We start from the raw sequence: 25,145 nt of genomic DNA, 5'->3' as shown, positions 1-25,145 counted from the left end.
TCTGGGCAAAATGAAGGGGTAGCGGGCCGACCGATCGAGGCGGCGAAAGCGCTGGCGTGCTTGCCCGGCCCTGTCTGAATCATGGCCAGGCCATGGACCATTGCCGCCGCCACCCGCCTCTGATCTTGTGTCCGGATGCATTTCATCCCTGCCTCTATCCGCGGCCCGCTGTTCATGATCGTCTCGACGGGGTCGTATCTCGTCAACGACACGATGATGAAGCTCGCGACGGCTGGCCTGCCGTCTTACGAAGTGCTGTTTCTGCGGGGTGCCGCGGCAGCACTCTGGGGCTTCCCGCTGTTGTTCGCGCTGGGCTACGGCAAGCAGATCCCGCGGATCTTCGACAAGCGCGTCCTGAGCCGGAACATGCTCGAGCTGGCGGCGATCCTTTGCTATGTGGTCGCACTCGCCAACATGCAGATCGCCGATTCCACCGCGCTCGGCCAGATCACGCCGCTCTTGATGCTGGTCGGCTCCTCGATCCTGTTTGGCGAGCGGATCGGCGGCCGGCGCATGGCGCTGATCGGGCTCGGCTTCGTCGGAGCGCTGATGGTGGCGCAGCCGACCATGCAAGGCATTTCGGTCTACGCCTTGCTGGCGCTCGGCAATGCCACATTTGCGGCGGCGCGCGACCTTGCCGGCCGGCGGGTCGCGGCCGAGGTGCCGGGGATGATCGTGGCGATTTCCGCCGTCGTGGTGGTGCTGATCGGCGCCGGCGCCGCGCATCTGGTTTCAGAGCGCTGGGTCATGCCCGGGGCACATCACCTGCTGCTGATGGCCGGTGCTGGATTTTTCCTGATCTTCGGCCATTTCTTCATCTTCATGGCCTATCGCATCGGACCGACCAGCGCCGTGGCGCCGTTCTACTATTGCTTCACCGTCTGGGCGGTCATTTCCGGCCTGCTGGTGTTCGGGCAGTTCCCCAACGCGCTGGCCATTTGCGGCATTCTGCTGGTCGTCGGCAGCGGGCTGACCATCGTCTCGCTGGATCAGCGTCAGCGCCGGCTGGCCGTCGTCGCCTAGCCTCGTTTCATTGCTGCTTTTCGCCGCCCCGATGCCATAGGCAAGCCACTCTGAGCATACCGGCCTCAAGCCGGTCTCGCCTTCAGAAACTCGAAACCTCAGATGATCCGCAGGCGCCTAAAGCGTCCGCCTTGCGCTGAACTGATGGTAAGCCCACAGAACGACCACCGCGCCGATGACGGCAACGATCAGGCTGTAGATGTAGAGGCCGGTGACGCCTGACGCGCCGAAGGCACTGAATATCAGACCGCCGACAATGGCGCCGACGATGCCCAGTACGATATCCATGACGACACCCTGGCCGGTCTTGTTGACGATCTTGCTGCCGATGAAGCCGGCGACCACGCCGAGAATGATCCAGCTGATGATACCCATTTTTTCCTCTCCATCCCCTCGCCAGCCGAACATTTTCATAGGATTGTCAAAACCTCAAGCCAGCTTGAAATTCCGCCCGAATGCTTCATTGTCGAGGAGGGGTCGGGCCTTGTTCGCTATGGAGGATCCACGATGGGACTTTTTGACAATGCCGTTCCCGGCGGCAACATCACCAAACCCCTGATGATCGCGCTCGGCGCATTGCTGGTCGGCAAGATGCTGAGCGGCAGAAATGCCGAAGAGCCAGAGCAGTCTCCCGCGCCCGCTCCGACCGCCCCCGTCCCGACGGAAACCACATCCGCCGATGGTGGCCTGGCTGGCGGATTGGGCGGCCTGCTCGACAAGCTCAGAAATGCCGGCCACGGCAATGCCGCCGACTCCTGGGTCGGCACCGGGCAGAACCAGCCGATCAACGCCAACGATCTTGGCGCCGCGATCGGACCGCAGATCATTCGCGAGATCGCGCAACGGACCGGGCTGGACGAGCAGGAACTGCTCAAACAACTGTCCACCGCCTTGCCCGGCATCGTCGACAGACTGACGCCGAACGGCCAGGTGCCGCAGCAGCACCAGGTCGCCACCGCGTTCAACAGCTGACGCGGCGCAGCCACCACAATTGGAGCGCTGCGCCTCGTGCGCAGTGTTTCGATTTGCCGGATGGGATGAGTGTCTGGAGCGGGTAGCGGGAATCGAACCCGCATATTCAGCTTGGAAGGCTGCTGCTCTACCACTGAGCTATACCCGCGCCGTTCCTGAAGGACCGGATTCATCCGAAAAGCGCCATGCACTTTTCGGTCCGATTCTTGTTACGTTTCAGGGCTTCCGGGCCGGCAGTGGTGGAGAGGGTTGGATTCGAACCAACGTAAGCTAAGCTAACGGATTTACAGTCCGTCCCCTTTAACCACTCGGGCACCTCTCCAGTCTGCCGCCGGAGCCATGCAACGAGGCATTCACGCCGATCCGGACCCGAGTTATGTGTTCTCCGAAACCAGCGCAGCGCCTTATGGCGGCAAGCCCATTGGGTGTCAACCGCGCAACCATGGTTTTTCGTTTCTGTTCGCCGGCTGTAGTGACAGGCCATATCCTTGGCCGGAGGACACCGCTATAGAAGCCAGCCATGAGCGACAAAACCAACACCCCCAAAGACACCCATTACGCCAAGCTGCGCCGCGCCTATCGCGACGAGAAAAGCGGCGGCGCGCCGGCATTCCGGGCTCGACAGCCGGTTCCGCCGGGCGAAAATGCCGCGGATGGCCTGGTGCGGCTCTACGGCCTGCACACGGTGCGTGCCGCACTCGACAATCCGCGCCGCAAGATCAGGAAGATGCTGGTGACGCGCAATGCGGCCGAGCGCCTCGAAATCGCCGATCTCGCCGCCCTGCCCTTCAAGACCGAACTGGTCGAACCCAGGGACATCGACAAGATCACCGGGTCGGATGCCGTGCATCAGGGTGTGCTGATCGAGGCCGAGCCGCTTAAAGCCAAGCGGCTCGATGCGCTTGGTGACGCGAAGCTGGTGCTGGTGCTCGACCAGATCACCGACCCGCACAATGTCGGCGCCATCCTGCGCTCGGCGGTGGCCTTCGGCGCTGGCGCGCTGATCACCACAGCCCGCCACAGCCCGCAGGAATCGGGCGTGCTGGCGAAATCCGCCTCCGGCGCGCTGGAGCACATCGACCAGATCGAGGTGAAGAACCTCGCCGACGCGCTCGGCCAGCTGCACGAGGCCGGCTTTCGCACCATCGGGCTTGATTCGGACGCGCCGGCCGAACTCGAAAAGAGCTTTGCCGGAGAAAAGATCGCCCTGGTGCTGGGCGCCGAAGGCAAGGGCCTGCGCCAGAAGACCCGCGAGACGGTGACGACGCTGGCGCGGCTCGACATGCCCGGCGCCATCCATTCGCTCAACGTGTCGAATGCCGCGGCGATCAGCCTTTACGTGGCGCGGAAGTTTTTAGCGAGTAGCGAGTAGCGAGTAGCGAGTAGCGAGTAGCGAAAGTCGAATCCCGACTATCCGTGGCTGCAATCCCTATTCGCTATTCGCTACTCGCTACTCGCTCCTCCTACCCCACCTCATGCCCCGCCATCCGCTCCAGCGCCCTGACCAGCGCCGAATGATCTTCCTTGGCGCCGCCATTGGCCGCGCAGGAATTGAACAGCTGTTGAGTCGTCGAGGTGTTGGGCAAGGAAACGCCGAGCGCCTTCGCGCCCTCCAGCGCGAGGTTCAGATCCTTCTGGTGCAGTTCGACGCGGAAACCAGGCGCGAAGGTGCGCTTGACCATGCGCTCGCCATGCACTTCCAGAATGCGCGAAGCCGCCAGCCCGCCCATCAGCGCCTGCCTGACCTTGGCCGGATCGGCGCCGGCTTTCGAAGCAAAAACAAGCGCTTCGGCGATGGCTTCAATGGTCAGCGCGACGACGATCTGGTTGGCCACCTTGGTGGTCTGGCCAACCCCGTTTGGCCCGACCAGGGTGATGTTCTTGCCCATCTTCTCGAACACGGACTTGGCGCGCTCGAATGGGGTTTCCTCGCCGCCGACCATGATGGTCAGCGACGCCGCCTTGGCGCCGACCTCGCCGCCCGAGACCGGTGCATCTAGATAGTCGCAGCCGAGATCGTTGATCTTCTTTGCGAACATTTTGGTCTCGATCGGCGAGATCGAGCTCATGTCGATGACCAGCTTGCCCCTGGCCAGGCCGGACGCGACGCCGTTGTCGCCGAACAGCACATCGGCCACCTGCGGCGTGTCGGGCACCATCAGGATGATGATGTCGGCAGCCTTGCCCACGCCGGCGTGGCCGGTGACGGTCTTCAGCCCCTTGGCGACGAGATCGGCCGGCGGCTTGGAGCGATGGTCGCTGGCGATGACATGATAGCCCGCGTCCAGCAGATGCCCCGCCATCGGCGCGCCCATGATGCCGAGGCCGATGAAGCCGATGGTTTCCATTGTGGTTCTCCAGAAGGTTGTGTGAAACGCCCCCTCATCCGGCCGCTAGCGCGACCACCTTCTCCCCGAGGGGAGAAGAGAATGCCGACGTTGATGCCTGTCTCTTCTCCCCACCGGGGAGAAGGTGGCCCGAAGGGCCGGATGAGGGGGCCTTGGCCGCTAAGCCGCAGCACTGCCCTGCCCGCTCAACTCCCGAAACCAGCCTAACCCAGCCTCCGTCCCTGCCTTCGGCTTGTATTCCGCCCCGACCCATCCGGCATAACCGATGCGGTCGATGTGCTCGTACAGGAAGGGAAAATTGATCTCGCCCGTCCCCGGCTCGTGACGGCCGGGATTGTCCGCAAGCTGGATATGCGCGATGCGGCCGAGGTTAGCCTCGATGGTACGGGCGAGATCCCCCTCCATGATCTGCATGTGATAGATGTCGTATTGCAGGAACAGGTTTTTCGAGCCGACGCGATCCATCAGCGCCAGCGCCTGGTCGGAGTAGTTGAGGAAGAAGCCCGGAATATCGCGCGTGTTGATCGGCTCGATCAGCAGCCTGATGCCGGCCTGCTCCAGCTTTTCCGCCGCGAAGGCGAGGTTTTCGGCAAAGACATCCTCCAGCACCTTGCGGTCGGCGGCGGCCGGCGCGATGCCGGCCAGGCAATTGACCTGCTGGCAGCCGAGCGCCTGCGCGTAGGTGATCGCCTTGGTGATGCCCTGGCGGAATTCCGGCACGCGGTCCGGCAGCACGGCAATGCCGCGTTCGCCCTTGCCCCAGTCGCCCGCCGGCAGGTTGAACAGCACCTGGGTCAGACCGTTCTTCTTCAACCGGGCGGCGACGACATCGGGCGCATGGTCATAGGGGCCGATATATTCGACGCCCTTGAAGCCGGCGCGGGCGGCGGCATCGAAACGGTCGAGGAACTCATGCTCACCAAAGAGCATCGAAAGATTGGCTGAAAAACGCGGCATTCTTTTTCTCCTTTTCTCCGCCAAGCCTTAGTCCAGCATGACGATCGCCGTCGGCGCATCCTCATGGCTCTCGGCAAGGTCCTCGAATTCGGTGATCTTGTCGATCTCGATGCCCATCGAGATGTTGGTGACGCGTTCGAGGATGAATTCGAGCACGACCGGAACCCGGTGCTCTTTCATCAGCCGCTGCGCCTCCTTGAAAGCTCCGGCGAATTCTTCCGGCTTGCGCACCCTGACCGCCTTGCAGCCCATGGCCTCGGCGACGGCAACGTGATCGACGCCGTAGCCGGCCTCGGGATCGCCTGACCGGTTGATGTTCTCGAAGGCAAGGTCGACCTCGAAGTCCATCGAAAACCCACGCTGCGCCTGGCGGATCAGGCCGAGATAGGCGTTGTTCACGACAACATGCAGATAGGGCAATTTGTGCTGTGCGCCGACCGCCAGTTCCTCGATCATGAACTGGAAATCATAGTCGCCCGACAGCGCCACGATGGTCCGGTCGGGATCGGCGGCGCGAACGCCAAGGGCAGCCGGCAAGGTCCAGCCAAGCGGGCCGGCCTGGCCGCAATTGATCCAGTTGCGCGGCTTGTAGACATGCAGGAACTGCGCACCGGCGATCTGCGACAGGCCGATCGTGGTGACATAGGTGACGTCGCGACCGAACGCCTTGTTCATCTCCTCATAGACACGCTGCGGCTTCAGCGGCACCTGGTCGAAATGCGTCTTGCGCTTCATCGTCTTCTTGCGGGCCTGGCATTGCTTCGCCCAGCCGGACCAGTCGCGCAGTCTGCCTGCCGTCTTCCATTCGGTGGCGACGTCGAGCAGCATCTTCAGTGCGGCACCGGCATCCGAAACGACGCCGAGATCCGGCGCGAAGACACGGCCGATCTGCGTCGGCTCGATGTCGACATGAATGAACTTTTTGCCCTTGGTGTAGACATCGACGGAGCCGGTGTGGCGGTTGGCCCAGCGGTTGCCGATGCCGAAGACGAAGTCGGCTTCCAGCATCGTCGCATTGCCATAGCGGTGCGAGGTCTGCAGCCCGCACATGCCGGCCATCAGCCGGTGGTCGTCGGGGATGGCGCCCCAGCCCATCAAGGTCGGGATGACCGGCACGCCTGAAATCTCGGCGAATTCGATCAGCAGATCGGACGCATCGGCGTTGATGATGCCGCCGCCGGCGACGATCAGCGGCTTTTCGGCCGAATTGAGCATCGTCAACGCCTTTTCGGCCTGGGCGCGCGTCATGGCCGGCTTGAACGGCGTCAGCGGTTCATAGGCATCGATGTCGAATTCGATTTCGGCGAGTTGCACGTCGACCGGCAGGTCGATCAGCACCGGGCCGGGACGTGACGAGCGCATCAGATGAAATGCCTTCTGCAGCGCCATGGGGACGAGATAGGGCTCCATGACGGTGACCGCCCATTTGGCGACGGGTGCCGCAATGGCTGATATGTCGACGGCCTGGAAATCCTCCTTGTTCAGCCGCGCCCGTGGCGCCTGCCCGGTGATGCACAGGATCGGGATGGAATCCGCGGCGGCCGAATAGAGCCCGGTGATCATGTCGGTGCCGGCCGGACCCGAAGTGCCGATGCACAGGCCGATATTGCCTGCCTTGGCGCGGGTAAAACCTTCCGCCATGTGCGAGGCGCCCTCGACGTGACGGGCTAGCACGTGGCGGACCGTTCCCTTGGCCTTCAGCGCCGAATAGAATGGATTGATCGCCGCGCCCGGCACGCCGAAAGCGCAGGAAATGCCTTCCTTTTCGAGAACGAGAACCGCGGCATCGACAGCGCGCATCCTGGCCATTTCCAGCCCTCCACGGGGTTTGTCATTGTTGGATTGGCCAAGGATGTCAGCACGCCGGATATTTTTCAATTTTTTCAGAATATTTTTTCATTTTTAGAAAACAGCACCAAACTTCTGATTTTATTTGGTTTTCCGTTTTCCAAGAACTCGGGTAGCGATCATAGTGAAAAACTTTTTCATTGCGCATTTTGAGAAACGACCGAGAATGGCGGCATGGAAACGACCGAAAAACGCCAGCGCGGCCGGCCGCGCGCTTTCAACGGGCCATCGGAGGTCAGTTCGGTGCAGTCGCTCGACCGGGCACTGCGCATCCTGGCCATTGTCGCGGAAGGCAGCGGCCTGTCGCTGAGCGAGATCTCGGCGCAGAGCGGCCTTGCCGCCTCCACCGCCTATCGCATGCTGACGACGCTGCAAAACCACGGCATGGTCGAATTCGACACATCAGACCAACTGTGGTCGATCGGCGTCGAGACCTACCGCATGGGCGCGGCCTTCCTGCGCCGCCGCAAGCTGGTCGACCGCGCGCGTGTCGCCATGCAAGAGCTGATGGAAAGAACCGGCGAGACCGCCAATCTCGGCGTCGCCGAGGACGATTGCGTGGTCTTCGTCAGCCAGGTCGAGACGCACCAGGCGATCCGCGCCTTCTTCCGTCCGGGCACACGCAGTCCCTTCCATGCGTCCGGCATCGGCAAGGCGGTGCTGGCGCATCTCGAGCCGGAGCGCGTCGGAACCATCCTGCGCAAGGCAGGCCTGCAGCGCTTCACGGACAGGACACTTTCAGACATTTCGGCGCTTGCCCACGATCTGGCGCGGATCAAGCTGCGCGGCTGGTCGGTCGACGACGAGGAGCGGCACCCCGGCATGCGTTGCGTGGCAGCCGCCATCTTCAATGAATTCGGCGAGCCGATCGGCGGCGTTTCGGTGTCGGGACCAACGGTGCGGGTGACGCCGGAGCGGTTGGCCGAGATCGGCCCGCTGGTGCGCGATGCCGCCGCCGAGGTGACCAGGATGATCGGCGGCGTGCGAGCCGGCTGATCAGCCCGTCCCGGGCAGCGCGCTCCTGGTGGCGATATCAAAGAAATCGAGAAGGATGGCCATGCCGACGCCGCAGGCGGTGAATATCAGGCCGGCCATGAAGATGCGGTTGGCACGTTCATAGATGCGCCGCTGCAGGCATTTCGTGTCGAGCAGCAGCGAGAGCGCCCGCATCTGCAAGGCAATGCCGGCCAGGATCGGCAGGACGGCGACAAGATGGTAGGTCTGCCACGGGATCGGGTTGGCGGCCCAATGCGTGATGAAGCCCAGCGAAAACGCCAGCAGGATGCCGACGGCGGTGACGGTGCCGTTGCGGAAAACCGTTTCGACCAGGTCTTCTCTGGGGTCCTGCTCGTCCAAAGGTCTCTCCCCGCGTTTCGCGGTCAGAATAGACGCTCGGCAAATCTCTGTACACCGCCCGGTCTGCCGCTCAGGCCAATCCTTTCTGCGCTGTATCGGCCGGTGGAGCACGCACCGCTACCATCCAGACAGCAGAAGAGGGGCTCGCATGGGCCCCTCTGTTGCTGAAACGGTCCTCCCCTCTAAAGACGGCAATAGTGGCGGTATCCGTCGCGGCCGAGATAGGTATCGGAGTCCGCGTCGTAGCTGGCGTAACGATCGTAGCAGCGGCGGACATGCCACGAGCCGCCGCCTTCGTCGACATAGACGGTGCGCGGCTGGGCGAGCAGGCTGCCGAGGACAAAGCCGCCGACGCCGGCCGCAATGCCGATGCCGAGGCCGTGATTGTGGTGATGGCTGTGAGCGGCCGAAGGCTGCACGGTGCCGGCCAGCGTGGCTGCGGCGACGGCGGTGGCGATAAGGCCGGAAACGAGTGTGTTCTTGAACATGACGATCTCCTTGCTTCATTGACCGAGGCGATCCATCCGCCTCTTGATCATCTGTCGTCGCAGCCAGGAAAAAGGTTCGAATCTTTTGTCGATCTTCTGGGACCGAAGGTCTTTGTGACGGCGACGGGAAGAGGTTGGCGAGAACATTGACGATGCAGATCTCCCCGATGGACGTCTACGCTATGCACATACCTTCTGATCTGCCCGATGCCTGATTACCACGTGGTTCCCCCAATCCGTCGCTGCTTCGCAGCGCCACCTTTCCCCCCTCCGGAGGGAAAGGAAAGGAGCGTTGCTGGACGAGCGTTAACGGCAAAAGCTTGGCGCCTTTCCTCTACCCCGTCGATCGGGGGAGAGGTGGCTCGGCGAAGCCGAGACGGAGTGGGGGTCGACCAGCGCCGCAAAAGGCAATGCATGCGCCAAGCTGCCATGCACCCTATCGCCAAAGACCAGTTGTTTGGAAATGTGCATGCCGTAGCTTGCGGGCGAGATCGCTAGCTTTGCCCGCCCTACTTCGCAACGCCAACGCAAAAAGGGCGGCCGAAGCCGCCCTCTTGGGAGAACTGGGTCCCTCCATCAAAGGAAAATGATCACCCTGCCGTGCCTGTGGTGATGGTTGTGGTGGTGGTTGTAGTGCTTCCACCAGAACTTCTTGAAGTGCTTCTTGTGATGGTGGTTGTGATGATGGCCGTGCATGCCGTGGGCGGACGACGTGCCGACAGTGCCGGCGAGCGCGCCGGTGGCGACGAAAATGGCGACGAGGCCTGAGGTAAGAGTGCGCTTGAACATGATGATCTCCTGGATCCTTGATCGAGGCGACCCATTCGCCTCTAACCATCAGTCGGCGCGGCGCGGCAAAAGGTTCGATAGGTCGAGGAGATTTTTTGTGGGGCCTTTGGCCCAAGCGAATAGTGAATAGCGAATAGCGAGTAGGAAAAGGCAGGAACGCCACTTACCAATCGCTACGTTGCCGTTCCCATTCGCTATTCGCTATTCGCTACTCACTATTCGCTCTCTCTCACCCCATCCCCGTGACATGGCGCAGCCAGAACGCCAGCGCGATGAAGCCGATGATGGTGGTGACGCCGGTCCAGTCGACATTGGCCTTCTTCACATCGCTGATGATTTTCACCAGCAGCATCCAGGCCACGAAGATGATCGGGAGAATGATGACTAATCTGATCATGCCACACCCCTGCGCAAAGCGATTGCACCTCCCCTAGATGTAGGAAGCAATCTAGCGGTTTTCAGGATGCCCTCGTCGACGGGCCACGCGGCATGCCGGGAAAAAACGGAGTTTTGTCTTTACTGGCGCAACAAATATGCTAACCGGAGCGCCGTGCCCTTGTAGCTCAGCTGGTAGAGCAGCGGTTTTGTAAACCGAAGGTCGGCGGTTCGATTCCGTCCGGGGGCACCAGCAAAAGTGCGGCAATTGAGTAAATTCAGACAGTTAATCTATTGTCATCGAGTTCGATCCGCCGCCTGATCCACGTTGGAAATCATGCACTTACCCGCGAGAATATCCGCCCCGGAGCATCACCATGTGGAAAGCCCGCCACCGTGCGGCGGCGGGATTTATTGAAGATTAGAACGGCACCTTCCACGCTCCGCTCTCGAATTTCTGGATAATGCCCGCGTCGAAACCTGACTGCCATTCCTCGCCGGCGTTGAGTTTCATTCCAGAGGTTGTGGCGGCGCCGGTGTTCGGCCGCGGAAGTCCGGAGCTCCTCGCGGGATGCCTGTTTGCACCGGCCTTCCTGATACCTAGTCGCCGAATTCAGGCGCAGCAACTTAGTCTACAGGTGTGACTTCCTAGCTACATACAAAGTTGCAGGCTCATCGATATAAAGCGCTTGGCGATTTGATGGGGATTTCATGAAAGCTTTTTTGCTCGCTTCATTCGTTGCGCTTTCGGCGGCTCCGGCCATCGCTGCCGATATGATGACCGCTCCTGTCGACACCCCTGAATGGACTTGGCAAGGGCCATACGCCGGCGTGTTCGGCGCCGGAACGTTGGAACATTACAAGATCTATGAGCCGGGCGCCCAGGCTGGCGCAACGCACAACGTCGGCTCGGCCGCGGTCGGCGGCTTTGCAGGCTATAACTTCCAATCCGGCAAGATTGTCTATGGCGTTGAAGGCGAGCTTGGCTACCGCTTTAAGAAGAACACCTTCGACGATATTCCAGGCCCAGGCGTTCTCGACGCCTCCACAGGTTTGTTCGGATCCGTAAAGGGTCGCGTTGGCATGGACATCGGAGCCTACATGCCGTTTGTCACGGCTGGTGTAACCGCCGCAAAGCTGAAGACGTTCTATCCAGGTGGAAACGCCGAGCGGGATGCAACTTTGGTCGGTGGTATTGTTGGAGCAGGCATCGACGTCGCTCTCACACACAACGTGTTCTTGCGAGGCGAATACGACTTCTCCTTCTTCGGCAAGAAGTCGCTTGAATATTGCGGCGGCGGATGCACGCTGGAACACACGCTTCAGACGCACGATTTCCGCGTCGGCATCGCGATGAAATTCTAACTGTTCAGCGCGTCTCCGACGTTGACGCGCTCCGCAGGAATAGCAAGACCAAGGTCCAGCTTGTGAATGGCATTCCGCGGGCGCAATGTCGCCACGAACCCGACGGCCAGGGGCCTGGATCGCAAATAGTTCGCGGCTCAGGCCCCTCGTCCGTCCCGGACAATGCTATGGGGGCTCTTCTGCCGGGCGCTCCGGCCCTTGTTGTGCTGGCCCGGTCAAATTCCACCGGATGAACGTAGCATCCTTCCCGGTGACTTCCCGCACCGCCCTTAACAGCACCTCATGCAAGACGCGCGTCTGTCTGTAGTGGTCGCAATGCGGCGATATGAACGGCTTGATGATGCTCAGGTGCAGCGCTTCCGCCGCCACGAGAAAGCGCTCGATTTCAGCCAGCGATAATCGCTTTGAAGGTTTTGACCGAGCCATTGCGACACCTTTTAAGAGTCGCCCCACCCGAGGATAATATTCCTACTTTCCTCAAGGCATGTAAAGCGGTCACGCCCAAAGCCACCACTAAGACAGGAACCAGGCGGGAGACGCCGTCCCAGGGATGCGACGACGCATTGCCGAGATATTTCTCTGTTGTCGCGCAAAGAAAAAAGCCCGTCGCGGTTTGGCGGCAGGCTCTCTCTATGGGCTTCAGTGGACTAGAATTTGTAGGCGATGCCGAAGCGAACCTCATTGATCTTCAGATCGACATTACCAGTCGGCAATGATTCAGTGCCGAAATCAGTATAGCGATACTCGGCGCGCAGCAGAAGATTGTCGGTCATGGCGTAGTCCAAGCCCGCGCCTATCGTCCATCCAGTAAATGTGTCTCCGAAAGAACCTGAGACGGTATTACTGCTTGTGTCGATGTCGCCAAATGCAACGCCACCCGCGACATAGGGAAGCAAGCGATCAACGGCATATCCCAGTCGAAGTCTTGCCGCCCCACTCCACTTAAGTTCCTCGATCCCGATGCCGCCCGGAAATGGGAGACCGGGAGCGGCGAATATTTGGCCGCTGCCATCAACATTCGCATATACGACGTCCAGTTCCGCACCAATGACGATATTGTTCGGCATCTGGTAGTTGTAACCGGCGTAGACACCTCCAAGGAACCCGTCAGGATCTGTCTCAATGAAGCCCGGGCCGTTGGCCTGCCGTATATTTCCATCACCCCGAGCGTAGCCTGCCTGAAGACCGATATACCCACCTGTCCAGCTGAAAACCGGGGCGACTTCTTCGACCATGGCATCGGCAGCGAACGCCGACGAAGCCAGCAGAGACAACGACAAACCAAGAAGCAGCTTCTTCATAGGTGATCCCCTGTAACCCACCCTCTCGTAGCAGAGCGCGCCGATATGTGCCGTTGTATTTCCGCCACATTAGACCCTGATCCAAAACTGGGGTCAGCGCGCTTGACGAGATTGTATTGGCGAGAATCTTGCGTGCCGACCTTGCCTATGAGCGAGCAGCAAATGCTGGTCTTGCTCGAACAGCTTGCTCACGCCCGAATGCTCGTTAGAGACGTCCACGATCCGCAGCCCTCTGCACGCCGCCCTTGCGTATCAAACCGTACGTTGAATCCTTCTTGGGTCGCGCGCGAAAAGAGAGTAAATAAATCCCTTCGCAGGAAGGGAGGCCGCGATGGTTGAAACGCATATAGACGTCGCACGCGCGGCTATAGAAACCAGCTTTCGGTTGCGGCACCATTCCCTGGCCGGAACCGCCTCATTCCGCCACGGCATGGACCACTCCCGACTGGCAATCGAGGCCTCGCGCGAACTGCTCAAGCGCCTTCGCCAACGTCACTGCGATGACCTGGCCCGAGGTTGGGAAGATCCGGACCCAGATCCTGTTGCCGTCTCGGCCTTCGATGCCGACATTCTCCGCTCTGCATTTCGAAACCTGGTCCGGGAAACAGGCGTTCCCGAGTGTGAATGGCGCCACCTGGCTGAAAGCTTGGTCCGCGAATATGTCGGGTGCGAGCAGGTTGACGCAGGCTTGTTGGACTGGATTACCCACAAGTAGTCACCGCTTGGATAAAATCGCGTACCGACGCAAAACAGCCCGTCCCGCCCACATTGCCGGTGACACGAAACGGGCTGCGGAAGCCGGCATGCGGCGCTTCCTGCAATCCAACTTTGGACGCGCCCGGATGTTCCGTTAGCTTCTGCTGAAAAGCGGGTACATCCTGTTGCTGTGGCCATTCGACAGTCGCTGGTAGAGTAGACCCGCCGCTCCATTTGCGAAGCGACGGGCTCTCGCCCACCCCATACCTGTCAGAGCAATTTAGATGCCAAATTGTTTGACCCGTTATGGAGCACAGCCTTCGCGTTGCCAGTCGGTCCTGCCAGTCGCCTTCTCGTCGCTCTACCTCGACATCGATAACCATGCACATCATGCCGGCGTTGGCCGCGATCACGAAATTGTCGGATTCGTACGAAGCAGAGTTCTGTACGATTCCAACCCTTTAACTTTGCACACCCCTGTTTTGTAACTCGGCGGCTGGGGGACGCCGTGCATCAGGTCGCATTTCACTGTCAATCGCGCGCCAGTGGGCGTATCTTCTCTAAATCGTCTGCACGTGTTTACGGGCGCGGACGGCAGGGAGATTGGAAAGCTCTTGCCCCAAGCGGGATTGAGCTATGACCAATCAAGAGAACGATTCCTATAAAAACCAATTGTTGCGTCGGCTTAACCCTGGTGACCTGGGGCTTTTGCAGCCACACCTTGAACTGTGTGACCTCGAGCTGAAAATGACCTTGGAGAAAGCCGATTCGGAGATCGAAACGGTTTACTTCCTGGAAGACGGCATTGCCTCTGTGGTCGCGGCGGCTTCAGGTAAGGAGGCCGAGGTAGGTCTTGTCGGCTTTGAGGGAATGACCGGTGCCGCGCTCGTGATGGGCGCTGACTATGCGGCGCATCAATGTTACATTCAGTCGCCCGGCAGCGCTTTCAGGATCGGAGCCGAGCCCTTCAAGGAGGCTCTTGCGAACAGCCCAACGTTGCGCCTGTTCCTGTTGCGCTATGTCCACTACTTCCACATCCAGACCAGCTATACGGCCCTGATCAACGCAAAATCAAACCTTGAAGAGCGGTTGGCGCGCTGGCTTCTAATGTGTGACGATCGGGTCCACGGCGAACGCCTTGCGATCACCCACGAGTTTCTCGCCATCATGCTTGGAGCAAGACGCCCAGGGGTTACCGTTGGACTGCAAGTGCTGGAAGGGCGCGGTTTCATCTATTCTCGACGAGGCGAAGTGCATATCAGGGACCGCAGCGGCCTTGCGGCTTGCGCAAACGGCACCTACGGCAAACCGGAGGCCGAGTATGCGCGGCTGGTTGGATGAGAGCGCCTTCCCAGCATGCCGGACGTGGACCACTATAATAGGTGGTTCCAGACACTTGTGCCTCGCGCCAGCAAAACAGCCCGTCCCCATATTGCCGATACAGGAAACGGGGTGCGGAAGCCGCGATGCGATGCTCCCGCAATTCAACTTTGGACGCGCATGGATGTTGCGTTAGCTTCCGCTGACATGCTGCAGTCAGCTACCGCGACACCGAAAGTCGTTCATATCCCGTGGGTCAGTACAAGGTAAATAGCGGGCACTAACATCAACCAGCCGCCCATTCCTAGAAACACCAAAATGGCCATGCGCTCTGTTCGCCTGACAAGGTCGGCAATGTTTTCCTCGTCCGGCAACGAGACGGCGTCCGCAAACCCCGCGGCATGGTCGTTGTCATTTCCCGGTTGGTTTGCGCTGCCACTCGCATTCAATCTTTGGACCAATGTCATTGTTATCGTTCACCAAAAAAAATCCCAACCGGCCCGTTCTCGGCGCGCGAGCCGGAACGGGCCAAGGCGGAAAACTAGTTAAAATCGAAGGACGACCGAAGGTCCCCGTCGGCGGTAGCACCGGACGCGACGGCGGCCATGCCGCCAGTAACTGCGGCAAACCCGTCTCCAGCCTCGCCGGCGGCGGCGGTGGGGACGGTGGTGCCAGTCCCGATGGTAGACTTGCTGCACTTCTGCCTGTGCATCTTCGTCAAAGGTCGCTGTTTGTGGCGTCTCAAGTTCATCGAGGATGCCGCGTCCGGCTCCTGGAACACCCGCCACTGCGTCGATTGGGCGGACAGCGCTTGCAAGGGCCGCTGCCCCGGCAACACCAAACATTGCAGTCAAGAAGGATCGCCGATCCATAATAAACCTCCCAAGGTACCTGAGCTAAAAAGAGCGCGCTGCCGAATGAGCAGCCCAGCGCACGGTGAAATACAGGACCCGCCAGCCGCCGAAGCGGCTCACGGGTCCTATCAGCGCAGGAAGGGACGTACCGCGCCGATCCACGTCATGTCAGCCAAGGACTATCCCCATCACCAGGAAGGTGATGGCTGTTGCCAAAATCGGTGCGAGCAACCATCGCGCCTGGCCGACACTTTTTTCCACTGTTTCTCTCCGCGTTTGCAGAGACAACAACCTTCAGGCCTAAGCCGTTCCGCCTACTCCCAACGGGTAAGACCATTGCGTTTGCCAATCAGACTTTGGTCCTGCGCCAGGTTCAGCCAGAAGCCCGTATGAGGAACGTTTGGCCTGGCGACGTGTTCGGGTGGCCAGCCGATCGTGCTGCCGCCAGTTACCAGAGGAGAAAAACTATGAGGATGCACCTAAGCAGCGCCGCTGCGGCGCTCTTGCTGTTGGCCAGCGTCGGCGCAGTTGCGGCACAGGATGTGGTTGTCACACAGGAACAGGACACCGTCGTGCGCGAATACGTGAAGAAGCAACCCTTGGCTTCTGTGAAGCTTCCGGGGATGGAGTTGAACGTCGGCACGGCTCTGCCAGACACGGTCGAGCTCCACGAGGTCCCCAACGTCAAATACCGCTGGTCGACAACCGAACGGTTCTGGTGGACCCGAGCACACGCAAGATTGTGAAAGTCTACGACTGAAACTTCGAACCGGCCACGCCCGCCGGCAGGGATGGCGGCGGGGTGTGCTCGTCAAACCGCCGCTGAAATCGGACAAATGAAAATGATGAGCCCTGAAGTCGAGACGTCGCAAGCGCTCGTGGCGCGCCTGGCTGATCTCCAGGCGAAAGCGCGGGCAGCACCTATAAACGAAGCCGAAATAAAGACCTTCCAAAAGCTCGCAGCCGTCACGGACAACAGTTGCGGTCATTCGGCTCGGGATTTGGCCGTTCCAGGTTCGATGACGACATAGTGGTGCACGAGGTCACACCCTGATCGCCGCCGCCAAAATCCGGTTCTGCCTGCGGATCGCCGCGCGCAGCTCCGGGTATCTATGCTCCAAAATATCCCAATTTGGCTGCCTTCTATGACGCGCTCGCAACCTGGGCGGATGCCTCAATCCTGGTGAACGTGTTCCGCACCCTGACAGACTTGTTGACGTAGGCGACCCAGAGCCCTGTCACCACAAACGAGACTATGGGGGCCACCAGCGCATCGCCTGCGAGCACCAGGCTCACCGGAACGCCCAGAACTGACGCAACCCAGATCGTGTCCAGGATAAACACGACGGGAATCGCCAGCCACTGGAGCAGAAACAATTGCGGAAAGCGGCGGCTACGCCGCAGCATCGAAACGAGCACAATCAGCTGAAGCGCCAGAAATGCCAGATTGAGGGCAACCTCGCCATACACCGCCAGCGGCCCATTCGAGAGGGTCATGAGTTGCTGGTAGCCGTCGGTCGAATTGGCGAAGTCGGCAAGCGTCCGCAATGGTGACACTGCCTGACCGATAGCCAGCAGCATCAGCCAGCCGCCGAAGCCCACAAGAGCCTCAGGATTCTGTGACGGCTTCGCGGCTGATCGAACGGCAAGGAAAACAGGCACGCCGATCAACAGCAGCAAGATCGCCCAATGCCAGACTGAAAACGTCCCCATTTACCCCTCCCCCTATTATGCCCTCCTAGGTTGTACCAGATTTCAAACTCAACTCAAGAGGCGACCCGCGTCTGAAACCAGGTCTTGTGCGGAAGCGACGCTTTCTCCTGCCTGCTCCTGACGTGTCACACCCCAATCGCCGCCACCAATATCCTATTCTGCCTCCGTATCGCCGCGCGCAGTTCCGGTATCTTCGCCGCGTCACGCTTCACGAATTCGATGAACATCATGTTCATGTTGTTGAAGATCAGTTCGCCGAGCGCTGCACCGTCGATGTCCTGGCGCACCAGGCCAATCTCCTGCAGCCGGGCGATCAGGGCGCGGATCTGTTCGGTCAGGGCGCGGTCGAGCGCGGTGTAGGCCTGGCCGAACGGGCTGTCGGGCAGTTGCGTCGAGATCGCCATCGCCTGCCGCCACATCTCCTTGCTGAGATAGTGCAGCGAGTGCTCGATATAGATGCCGACCAGCGTGTCCAGCGCGTCGCCGACATTGGCCGGCGGCTTGGCGACGACGCCTTGCCCGGCATTCAGCACCTCGTTGACCTCCAGCGAGACGATGGCGCCGAGGATGTCGCCCTTGTTCTCGTAGTAGTTGTAGATCGTCCCGACAGAGACCTCGGCCTGCGCGGCGATCGCCTCGATCTTGGCGCCTTCGTAGCCGGCCTCGCGAAACAGTTCGGCCGCCGCCTCGATGATACGCCGGTGCCGGTCCGCCTTTTGCCTAGCCCGCAATCCGCTCATTCCCAGCCTCTTGCCACAAAACAGAATTGACTCAATTTTAGAATTGGTTCAATTTTTTGCAAGAAGCCACAAAGGCAAGGGAGAACACTCGATGTCACACACAGCCAGCAATCCGCTTTCCATCCTGAAGACCCGTTTGCGCACAGCTGCCGCAGCCGCGGCGCTGCTGCTTTCGACGAGCGCGCAGGCCGCCGATCTCAACGCGCTGATCTGGTGCGATCATGCCGATCCGGCCTTGCTGCAGCCTTTCGAGGAGGCCAATGGCGTCAAGGTCAACGTCAAGGAATTCGAGGGCACCGGCGCCGGCCTCGCCATCGTGGAGCAGTCGCAGCCGGGCGACTGGGACGTGATGGTGATCGACAGCATCGACGTGCCGCGCGGCGTCGAGAAGGGACTGTTCGAGCCATTGCCGGAAGACAAACTACCGCTGGCCGATCTGTTTCCGCAGGTGAAGATGGACAGCTCCACCGTGGCCGGCGGCAAGCGCTACGGCATCACCGAAAAGTTCGGCTACAACACGATCGGCTACAACAAGACCAAGGTCGATCCGGCCGACATGCAGTCGATGGCGGCACTCACCGGCGACAAGTACAAGGGCAAGGTCGCCATTTACGACTACTACCTGCCGGTCATCGGCATGGCCGCACTGGCGATCGGCAAGAAGACGGCCGATCTCACCGAAGCCGACCTGCCCGCCCTCAAGGACGAGCTCTTGAAGATGAAGGCCAATGCCAAGCTGGTCGGCGAAGTGACCGCCAGCCAGACGGCGCTTGCGACCGGCGAGGTCGACATATTGGTCGGCGGCGGCGAATGGGTGACGGCGGGCCTGGCCAAGGAAAACCCGGCGCTGGACTTCTCGGTCCCCAAGGAGGGTGCGATTCTCTGGTCGCAGTCGCTGGCCATGTTCAAGGATTCCAAGAACAAGGACATGGCGCTGAAGTTCATCCAGTACATTATGAGCCCGGAAGGCCAGGCGCGCCTTGCCACCTCCTCCTGCTATTGGGGCATGCCGGCCAACACCAAGGCCGCACTCACCGACGACCAGAAGAAGGCCCTGCGCTTCGACGAGCAGCCGGGCTTCCTGGCGCGCGCCCAGGCCTATCCGGCGCCGAACGCCGATCTCGACAAGAAGATGCAGGATATGTGGACCGAAATGCTGCAGGCGAAATGAGCCGATAGCGCTCATGAGCAGCTCGGCAAACAACGGACGTGCCCTGCCCCGGGCGGGCTCTGCTCTGCCCCGGGCGGCCCTGCCCCGGGCGGGCTCTGCCCTGCCCTGGGCGCTGGTCACGCCGGCGCTCGGCTGGACGCTGCTGTTCTTCGTGCTGCCCTTCATCGCCATGGGGTTTTCCAGCCTGACGGCGCATGAGGGCGGCGGCTTCACGGCGTCCAACTACAGCCAGTTCTTCAACAACCCGTCCTACTGGCAGGCGATGGTGAACTCGCTGCAGGTGACCGCGATCGTCACCGTAATTTCGGTGCTGCTCGCCTATCCCTTTGCCTGGATCCTCGCCGAACAGGTTCCGGAACGCTGGCAGCGGCTGGCACTGATGCTGGCCGTGCTGCCGTTCTGGACCTCCTATGTCGTGCGCTCCTACTCCTGGCTGCTGGTGCTGGCGCAGAACGGCGTCGTCAACCGGGCGCTGACCGGCTCCGGCCTCATCAGTGAGCCGCTGCAGCTCGCCAACACGCGGTTCGCCACCGTCACCGGCTTCGTGCACTTCTTCGTCATGCTGTTGACGCTGACCATCTTTGCCAACCTCAAGCAGTTGAGCCCGAGCTACCGCAAGGCGGCCGCCGATCTCGGCGCCGGGCCGGTGCGCACCTTCCTGCATGTCGTGCTGCCGCTGACCTTGCCTGGCATCATGGTCGGAGCCTTCCTGACCTTCGTGCTGTGCATCGGCGATTACATCACGCCGCAGATCTTGGGCGGCAACAACGAGCTGCTGATGCCGCAGCTGGTGATGATGCAGATCGGCAGGCGCGGCGATTTTCCGCTGGCCTCCGCACTGTCCATCATCCTGATGGCGGTGGTCACATCAGCCTATCTCGCCTGCGCGCGCTGGCTGAAGATCGAGCGGGCCTGAGATGCGCCGGATTGTCCGCATCGCCTCCTGGCTCTACGCGCTCGCCGTCTACGGCTTCATCTTCCTGCCGGTCGTCGTGCTGGTGCTGTTTTCGCTGCAGGCGACGTCGTTCCCGATCCCGCCCTTCACCGGCCCGTCGCTGCGCTGGTACGATGCGGTTCTTTCGGACACGCGGCTGACTTCGGCGCTGGTCAACTCGCTGCTGGTGGCATCCATCTCCTCGCTCGCAGCCGTCACGCTCGGCTTTCTCTCCGCCTGGGGCTTTGCCCGCTTCGTCCTGCCTGGCTCCGGCCTGCTGCGCGGGCTGATCACCCTGCCGCTGACGGTCAGCTATCTCATCATCGGGATGGGGCTGCTGGTGCTGTTCAACTGGGCCGGCGTGCCGAAATCGCTGCTTGCCGCCGGCATCGGCCATGTCGTGATCAACCTGCCGCTGTGCTTTGCCATCATCTACAGCCAGATGGGCGACCACCAGATCAACATCGAGCGTGCCGCGCGCGACCTCGGCGCGCCGGAATGGAAGGTGCTGCTGCTGATAACCGTGCCGGTCATGGCGCCCGCCATCTTCGCCGGCTTCTTCCTGTCGATGACCTTCTCCTGGGACGAGTTCGTGATCTCCTTCCTGCTCACCCGCTTCGACACCACGCTGCCGGTCGAAATCTGGAACCTCCTGCGCTCCGGCCTCAACCCCAAGACCAACGCCGTCGGCTCGCTGGTCTTCGCGGTTTCCATCGTGCTAGTCGTGCTGTTCGAATTGACATTGCTGCGCAGGAGAAAGGCATGACTGCGCCTTTGGTCGATATTCGCTCCGTCTCGCATCGCTTCGGCCAGCACACCGTGCTGAAAGACGTTTCGCTGCAGATCGAGCCCGGCAGCTACACGATCCTGCTCGGGCCGTCCGGCTCCGGCAAGACGACGCTGCTCTCCATTCTGGGCGGCTTCGTCACCCCCAGCGAAGGCAAGGTGTTCATCCGTGGCGAGGACTGCACCTCGGTGCCGCCGGCCAAGCGGCCGACGACGACGGTGTTCCAGGACTATGCGCTGTTCCCGCATATGAGCGTCGGCAGCAATGTCGGCTTCGGCCTGCGCATGCAGGGCGTCGACGGTACGACGCGCGCTGCAAAGGCGCGTGAGGCGTTGGCGCTGGTCGGATTGGCTGTCGCCTTCGACAAGAAGCCGCACCAGCTCTCCGGCGGCCAGCGGCAGCGCGTGGCGCTGGCGCGGGCGCTGGTGATCGAGCCGGCGGTGCTTCTGCTCGACGAGCCGCTCGGCGCGCTCGATCTCAAATTACGCAGGCAGATGCAGGACGAGTTGAAAGCGATCCAGAAGCGCGTCGGCACCGCCTTCATCCACGTCACCCACGACCAGGAAGAAGCGATGGCGCTGGCCAACCATTGTGTGGTGATGAATGACGGGCGCATCGAGGACGAAGGCCCGCCCGAGCGCGTCTATCACAGGCCGGCGACGCGCTTTTCCGCCACCTTCATGGGCGAAAGCTCGATCCTTGCCGGCACAGTCACAGAGGCGAAGGAGAGGACAAGCACCGTCGCCACGCCCGTCGGGCCGGTCTCGCTGCCCGGCGCGCTGCCGGTGGGCTCCGCCGTTGCGCTGGCCATACGGCCGGAGCATCTTGTCCTCGGCGAGGCCAGCGGCGGTGTCAGGCTCGGCACGGCTGAGGTGAGCGATGTCGTCTTCCAGGGCAGCTTCAAGCGCGTGCTTGCGGTTTCCATCGAGGACCCCTCGCTTCACTTCATCGCCAAATTGCCCGCGACGGCGGCCGTCCAGCCGGACGACACGGTCGCGATTTCCTGCAATACCGACCAGATTATTCTGCTGACGGACTGAGCTTTTCTGACGGATTGAACATGGCAACACTTCCGCTCATCGAGGCACCCGACTGGTACGACACCATCCGCATGAGCGATGGCGTGACCTTGATCCACGAGCCGTGGATAAAACCGTTCTTCCGCTGCAATATGTGGCATGTGCGCGGTCGCGATCGCGATCTCCTCTTCGACACCGGCCTCGGCCATTTCAGCCTCCGGCGTCACGTGCCGCTGGTGAGCGAGCGCAAGCTGATTTGCGTCGCCAGCCACACGCATTTCGACCATATCGGTTGCCACCACGAATTTCCCGAGCGATGCGTGCACGCCGCCGAGGCCGGCATCCTCGCCGATCCGCGCAATGAATGGACGGCAGCCGGCACCTATGCGACCGACGAGATGTTCGATCGCATGCCGCAAGGCTGGGACACGGCGCGCTACGGCATTTTGCCTGCGCCCGCAGGCCGTTTGCTCGACCAGGGCGATGTCGTCGATCTCGGCGACCGTGCCTTCGAGGTGATCCACACGCCCGGCCATTCGCCCGGCGGCATCGCGCTCTACGAAAACAGGACGGGCATCCTGTTATCCGGCGATATCATCTATGACGGCCCGCTGATCGACGATGTCTACCACTCAGACATTCCCGACTACATGGCGACGCTGATGCGCCTGCGCGACCTCGATGTCTCGGTCGTGCATGGCGGCCATTTTCCCAGCTTCGGCAAGGTGCGCTACCGCCAGCTTGTCGACGAGTATCTGGCGCAGAAGCGGCAGGCCGGCTGCCATCTGCGGCAGCCCTGAAGCAGTTAGCGCATCAGTTCGAAATGCCGGGGGAACGCTTGGTGGAGCAGGAGCAGCATGGTCTTGCGCAGCACATTGGTGTCACGGCTGGACGGATTGAGATGATCCCAATACCAGGCGCCATGGACCAGATAATTCAGGCTCTCCGACAGCGTATCGATGTCGACGCCGGTATAACCGCCACTGCGCGAAATCTCGATCAGCAGCTCGCGCGCCTCGGCGGTGTAGGCAAGGTCGCTCGGCAGGCCGATTTCGTTGTAGATCTGCATGCTCTTGCGGTCGCTGGAAAACACGACAAAAACTGAAACCCATTTCGGATGCTGGCGGGCGAAACGTTGCGCGCAATCGACCGCGCCCAGAGCCCGCTCAACCGGCGACAGGCCGGGCGCCCGCACCAACGTCACCCACAGCTCATCATATCGATCGCTGAGATACTGCAGGACGGCGCGAAACAGGTTCTCCTTGCTGCGGAAATGGAAGACGACCAGGGCATTGGACGAGCCGACATGTTCGGCGATGCGCTGCATGGTGACGCTTGCCAGCCCCTCCTCCGCGATCAGCTCGATGGTGGCGTCGATGATCCGCTGTACGCTGGCTTCGCCGCGCTCGCGCCGACGGTCCTTGGGCGGCGCGGCATCGTTTGCCGCACGCCCATTCTTCGCCGTTGCGCCTTTGCGTTTTGCCGCCGCAGCCTTTTGTTGCGCCATCTTCGTCCAGCTCCTTTCGGACCTTCTGGCGCGATCACCGGCGCCACCACAGATTCGTCTATTCGAGGTGTCCGGCGTCGGCTCTCCAACCGCGGCAAGAGCCGCATCGCCCTGTTATAGCGACGGACGCGTTTCGGCGTTTGTGTACCACTGCCCGTTGGCCGTCTCATAGGCCATGGCCGCTCGGAAAACATCGGCATCGCAATAGGTGCGGCCGACGATCTGGATGCCTGTCGGCACGCCGCTTGCCGCCCGACCCGAAGGGATGGACAGAACCGGACAACGGCTCATCATGTTGAACGGCGTCGTCATCACCCATCCCAACGACGGGTTCACCTGCTTGCCGTTGATCTCGACCGTACCCGTGGTCTGATCGAACTCCGCCGGCACGGAGGGAAGCGCGTTGGTCGGGCAGATCAGCACATCGTAGGTCTCCAGCAGCGGCCCCAGCGTCTGGTACATCCTGGCCGCCACGTCGAGTGTTCCGACAAAGTCCGTCGCCTTCGACTTTTGCCCGTCCTCGGCGAACTGCCTGGCATAGCTCGTCATGTCCTTGCCGTGCTTCTTGAGCAGCTGCGACAGCGATGCGCCGAACAGATGCTCGAGATAGGCCATGCCCGCCCTGAGCACTTCGTCGCCCCAGCCCAGATCGACTTCCTCGACCGTGGCGCCGAGCGAACGGAACACATCGCAGGCGGCAAGCGTGTTCTTGCGCACGTCCGGGTCGACTTCGAAAGAACCAAGGTCCATCGAGAAAGCAATCTTCCAGCCCTTGATCGGCTTGTACTCGAGCGGCAGGCGCAGTTTCGGGCGCAGCGTGGCGATGTCGAGCGGGCTTGGTCCGGCCATCACATTCTGCAGCAGGATCGCATCCCCGACGTTTCGCGCCAGCGGTCCGGTGTGGCAGTAGAAGTCGAGGTTGAATGGCGGCTCGTCCGGATTGCGCCCGTAAGGCGGCTTGAAGCCGACAAGACCGCAGGCCGACGCGGGAATCCGGATCGATCCCGCAATGTCCGAACCGGTGGCGATCGACGACGTGCCGGATGCCAGCGTCGCCGCGGAGCCTCCCGACGAACCACCGGGCGTGAAATCCGGGTTCCACGGATTGCGCGTCACGCCCCAGCGTTTCGACCAGGTGTAGCCGGCGCAGCTGAATTCAGGCGTCGCCGTGCGGGCATGGACAATGCCTCCGGCCTTGATGATGCGCTCGTTCATCGTCGAGGTATGGCCACCGATAGCATCCCCGGACAGCAGCGAGCCGTGCGAGGTCGGCTTGCCCTTGATGTAGCTCTCGTCCTTTATGCCGATCGGCAGGCCCTCGAGCGCCCCGGTCCGGGCGCCCCTGGCGTATTTCACCTCGGCTTTCCTGGCCAGGTCTATCGCCTCGTCGAAATGCGTGAAGGTGAGGCAGTTGATCGTCGCCTTGGTTGCTTCGGCGCGGCGGATGGTGGCCTGCATCAGTTCGACGGGCGAAAGCTTCTTTGCCTTGAACAGCCGCAGCGCCTCGCTGGCCGGCATGTAGCAAAGGTCGAGATCGGTCATGGGAAGTCTCCTGCGATCTGCGCATCGCGTTTGGCATGGA

Annotated in this window: 26 protein-coding genes, 3 tRNA genes and 1 pseudogene; 14 read left to right on the top strand and 16 right to left on the bottom strand. The window is 61.3% G+C overall.

Annotated features, from left to right (window positions below; all coding sequences use genetic code 11):
- The first annotated feature begins 135 nt into the window (after positions 1 to 135).
- Positions 136 to 1,023 (top strand): DMT family transporter, encoded by an 888-nt coding sequence (locus tag EJ079_RS23575; RefSeq protein ID WP_127396092.1) that lies wholly within the window; start codon positions 136 to 138, stop codon positions 1,021 to 1,023.
- 117 nt (positions 1,024 to 1,140) lie between these two features.
- On the opposite strand, the gene EJ079_RS23570 is transcribed toward EJ079_RS23575, so the two are convergent.
- Positions 1,141 to 1,398, bottom strand: a complete 258-nt coding sequence (locus EJ079_RS23570; protein WP_127810313.1) for a GlsB/YeaQ/YmgE family stress response membrane protein — start codon at positions 1,396 to 1,398, stop codon at positions 1,141 to 1,143.
- Positions 1,399 to 1,530: 132 nt separating this feature from the next.
- Here EJ079_RS23570 and EJ079_RS23565 point away from each other — a divergent pair, with 132 nt between their 5' ends.
- Positions 1,531 to 1,995: a YidB family protein gene (locus tag EJ079_RS23565; protein WP_127322983.1), complete on the top strand. Its 465-nt coding sequence runs from the start codon at positions 1,531 to 1,533 to the stop codon at positions 1,993 to 1,995.
- A gap of 74 nt (positions 1,996 to 2,069) precedes the next feature.
- On the opposite strand, the gene EJ079_RS23560 is transcribed toward EJ079_RS23565, so the two are convergent.
- A tRNA-Gly gene (locus tag EJ079_RS23560) sits at positions 2,070 to 2,143 on the bottom strand.
- A gap of 89 nt (positions 2,144 to 2,232) precedes the next feature.
- Positions 2,233 to 2,317 (bottom strand) — tRNA-Tyr (locus EJ079_RS23555).
- Positions 2,318 to 2,515: 198 nt separating this feature from the next.
- On the opposite strand from EJ079_RS23555, the gene rlmB reads away from it, so the two are divergent.
- Positions 2,516 to 3,367 carry a 23S rRNA (guanosine(2251)-2'-O)-methyltransferase RlmB gene (gene rlmB / locus EJ079_RS23550; RefSeq protein WP_127810312.1) on the top strand — a complete coding sequence of 284 codons (852 nt, stop codon included), beginning with the start codon at positions 2,516 to 2,518 and terminating at the stop codon, positions 3,365 to 3,367.
- 91 nt (positions 3,368 to 3,458) lie between these two features.
- On the opposite strand, the gene EJ079_RS23545 is transcribed toward rlmB, so the two are convergent.
- From EJ079_RS23545 to gcl, 3 genes are all read right to left on the bottom strand, one after another.
- Positions 3,459 to 4,343, bottom strand: a complete 885-nt coding sequence (locus EJ079_RS23545; protein ID WP_127810311.1) for a 2-hydroxy-3-oxopropionate reductase — start codon at positions 4,341 to 4,343, stop codon at positions 3,459 to 3,461.
- A gap of 159 nt (positions 4,344 to 4,502) precedes the next feature.
- Entirely contained in the window at positions 4,503 to 5,300 is a 798-nt protein-coding gene (gene otnI / locus EJ079_RS23540) for a 2-oxo-tetronate isomerase (RefSeq protein WP_127810310.1), read from the bottom strand.
- A 27-nt stretch (positions 5,301 to 5,327) separates the two neighbouring features.
- Entirely contained in the window at positions 5,328 to 7,109 is a 1,782-nt protein-coding gene (gcl, locus tag EJ079_RS23535) for a glyoxylate carboligase (RefSeq protein WP_127810309.1), read from the bottom strand.
- Between the two features lie 213 nt (positions 7,110 to 7,322).
- On the opposite strand from gcl, the gene bhcR reads away from it, so the two are divergent.
- Positions 7,323 to 8,144 carry an HTH-type transcriptional regulator BhcR gene (bhcR, locus tag EJ079_RS23530; RefSeq protein ID WP_127810308.1) on the top strand — a complete coding sequence of 274 codons (822 nt, stop codon included), beginning with the start codon at positions 7,323 to 7,325 and terminating at the stop codon, positions 8,142 to 8,144.
- On the opposite strand, the gene EJ079_RS23525 is transcribed toward bhcR, so the two are convergent.
- The 4 genes from EJ079_RS23525 to EJ079_RS23510 form a co-directional block, all read right to left on the bottom strand.
- On the bottom strand, positions 8,145 to 8,504 hold the full coding sequence (locus EJ079_RS23525) for a hypothetical protein (RefSeq protein WP_127268085.1): 360 nt from the start codon (positions 8,502 to 8,504) through the stop codon (positions 8,145 to 8,147).
- 182 nt (positions 8,505 to 8,686) lie between these two features.
- Entirely contained in the window at positions 8,687 to 8,992 is a 306-nt protein-coding gene (locus EJ079_RS23520) for a BA14K family protein (RefSeq protein ID WP_127268086.1), read from the bottom strand.
- A gap of 576 nt (positions 8,993 to 9,568) precedes the next feature.
- A complete protein-coding gene (locus tag EJ079_RS23515) occupies positions 9,569 to 9,781 on the bottom strand; it encodes a hypothetical protein (RefSeq protein WP_127396883.1) in 213 nt (70 codons plus the stop codon).
- Between the two features lie 229 nt (positions 9,782 to 10,010).
- Positions 10,011 to 10,178: a hypothetical protein gene (locus EJ079_RS23510; RefSeq protein WP_127268088.1), complete on the bottom strand. Its 168-nt coding sequence runs from the start codon at positions 10,176 to 10,178 to the stop codon at positions 10,011 to 10,013.
- 155 nt (positions 10,179 to 10,333) lie between these two features.
- Between EJ079_RS23510 and EJ079_RS23505 the strand changes: the two genes are divergently transcribed.
- Positions 10,334 to 10,409: transfer RNA gene (locus EJ079_RS23505), tRNA-Thr, on the top strand.
- 458 nt (positions 10,410 to 10,867) lie between these two features.
- Positions 10,868 to 11,521 carry an outer membrane beta-barrel protein gene (locus tag EJ079_RS23500; RefSeq protein WP_127321675.1) on the top strand — a complete coding sequence of 218 codons (654 nt, stop codon included), beginning with the start codon at positions 10,868 to 10,870 and terminating at the stop codon, positions 11,519 to 11,521.
- A gap of 165 nt (positions 11,522 to 11,686) precedes the next feature.
- Here EJ079_RS23500 and EJ079_RS23495 read toward each other — a convergent pair whose 3' ends face one another.
- The gene (locus tag EJ079_RS23495; protein WP_127268735.1) at positions 11,687 to 11,947 is read right to left on the bottom strand and encodes a hypothetical protein; all 261 of its coding nucleotides are present in this window, start codon (positions 11,945 to 11,947) and stop codon (positions 11,687 to 11,689) included.
- A 221-nt stretch (positions 11,948 to 12,168) separates the two neighbouring features.
- Positions 12,169 to 12,822: an outer membrane protein gene (locus tag EJ079_RS23490; RefSeq protein ID WP_127810307.1), complete on the bottom strand. Its 654-nt coding sequence runs from the start codon at positions 12,820 to 12,822 to the stop codon at positions 12,169 to 12,171.
- Between the two features lie 331 nt (positions 12,823 to 13,153).
- Here EJ079_RS23490 and EJ079_RS23485 point away from each other — a divergent pair, with 331 nt between their 5' ends.
- The 3 genes and pseudogenes from EJ079_RS23485 (at position 13,154) to EJ079_RS23465 (ending at position 16,452) form a co-directional block, all read left to right on the top strand.
- Entirely contained in the window at positions 13,154 to 13,537 is a 384-nt protein-coding gene (locus EJ079_RS23485) for a hypothetical protein (RefSeq protein ID WP_127810306.1), read from the top strand.
- A gap of 617 nt (positions 13,538 to 14,154) precedes the next feature.
- Complete coding sequence (locus EJ079_RS23480; RefSeq protein ID WP_127810305.1) at positions 14,155 to 14,859, top strand: Crp/Fnr family transcriptional regulator; 705 nt, start codon at positions 14,155 to 14,157, stop codon at positions 14,857 to 14,859.
- 1,300 nt (positions 14,860 to 16,159) lie between these two features.
- Positions 16,160 to 16,452 (top strand): annotated as a pseudogene (locus tag EJ079_RS23465) (DUF1236 domain-containing protein).
- Between the two features lie 383 nt (positions 16,453 to 16,835).
- Here the strand turns inward: EJ079_RS23465 and EJ079_RS23460 are convergent.
- Positions 16,836 to 17,405 (bottom strand): DUF2569 family protein, encoded by a 570-nt coding sequence (locus tag EJ079_RS23460; protein WP_127810304.1) that lies wholly within the window; start codon positions 17,403 to 17,405, stop codon positions 16,836 to 16,838.
- A gap of 125 nt (positions 17,406 to 17,530) precedes the next feature.
- Positions 17,531 to 18,145 carry a TetR/AcrR family transcriptional regulator gene (locus EJ079_RS23455; RefSeq protein WP_127396424.1) on the bottom strand — a complete coding sequence of 205 codons (615 nt, stop codon included), beginning with the start codon at positions 18,143 to 18,145 and terminating at the stop codon, positions 17,531 to 17,533.
- A gap of 91 nt (positions 18,146 to 18,236) precedes the next feature.
- Between EJ079_RS23455 and EJ079_RS23450 the strand changes: the two genes are divergently transcribed.
- The 5 genes from EJ079_RS23450 to EJ079_RS23430 are packed head-to-tail and all read left to right on the top strand — an operon-like array spanning position 18,237 to position 22,856.
- Positions 18,237 to 19,316 carry a spermidine/putrescine ABC transporter substrate-binding protein gene (locus tag EJ079_RS23450; RefSeq protein ID WP_127396425.1) on the top strand — a complete coding sequence of 360 codons (1,080 nt, stop codon included), beginning with the start codon at positions 18,237 to 18,239 and terminating at the stop codon, positions 19,314 to 19,316.
- A 13-nt stretch (positions 19,317 to 19,329) separates the two neighbouring features.
- Positions 19,330 to 20,232 carry an ABC transporter permease gene (locus EJ079_RS23445; RefSeq protein WP_127810303.1) on the top strand — a complete coding sequence of 301 codons (903 nt, stop codon included), beginning with the start codon at positions 19,330 to 19,332 and terminating at the stop codon, positions 20,230 to 20,232.
- Position 20,233: 1 nt separating this feature from the next.
- A complete protein-coding gene (locus EJ079_RS23440) occupies positions 20,234 to 21,016 on the top strand; it encodes an ABC transporter permease (RefSeq protein WP_127810302.1) in 783 nt (260 codons plus the stop codon).
- Positions 21,013 to 22,077 carry an ABC transporter ATP-binding protein gene (locus tag EJ079_RS23435; RefSeq protein ID WP_127810301.1) on the top strand — a complete coding sequence of 355 codons (1,065 nt, stop codon included), beginning with the start codon at positions 21,013 to 21,015 and terminating at the stop codon, positions 22,075 to 22,077. The genes EJ079_RS23440 and EJ079_RS23435 overlap by 4 nt, the downstream gene beginning before the upstream one ends.
- 20 nt (positions 22,078 to 22,097) lie before the next feature.
- On the top strand, positions 22,098 to 22,856 hold the full coding sequence (locus EJ079_RS23430; protein WP_127810300.1) for an MBL fold metallo-hydrolase: 759 nt from the start codon (positions 22,098 to 22,100) through the stop codon (positions 22,854 to 22,856).
- Between the two features lie 5 nt (positions 22,857 to 22,861).
- Here EJ079_RS23430 and EJ079_RS23425 read toward each other — a convergent pair whose 3' ends face one another.
- Positions 22,862 to 23,563, bottom strand: coding sequence for a TetR/AcrR family transcriptional regulator (locus EJ079_RS23425; RefSeq protein ID WP_013531378.1), 702 nt, complete (start codon positions 23,561 to 23,563; stop codon positions 22,862 to 22,864).
- A 114-nt stretch (positions 23,564 to 23,677) separates the two neighbouring features.
- Positions 23,678 to 25,105, bottom strand: a complete 1,428-nt coding sequence (locus tag EJ079_RS23420; protein ID WP_127810299.1) for an amidase — start codon at positions 25,103 to 25,105, stop codon at positions 23,678 to 23,680.
- Positions 25,106 to 25,145 lie beyond the last annotated feature (40 nt).

The sequence above is a fragment of the Mesorhizobium sp. M7A.F.Ce.TU.012.03.2.1 genome, from assembly GCF_004006095.1.
In the GTDB taxonomy this organism is placed as follows: domain Bacteria; phylum Pseudomonadota; class Alphaproteobacteria; order Rhizobiales; family Rhizobiaceae; genus Mesorhizobium.
This window is presented reverse-complemented; position numbering and strand designations above follow the sequence as displayed.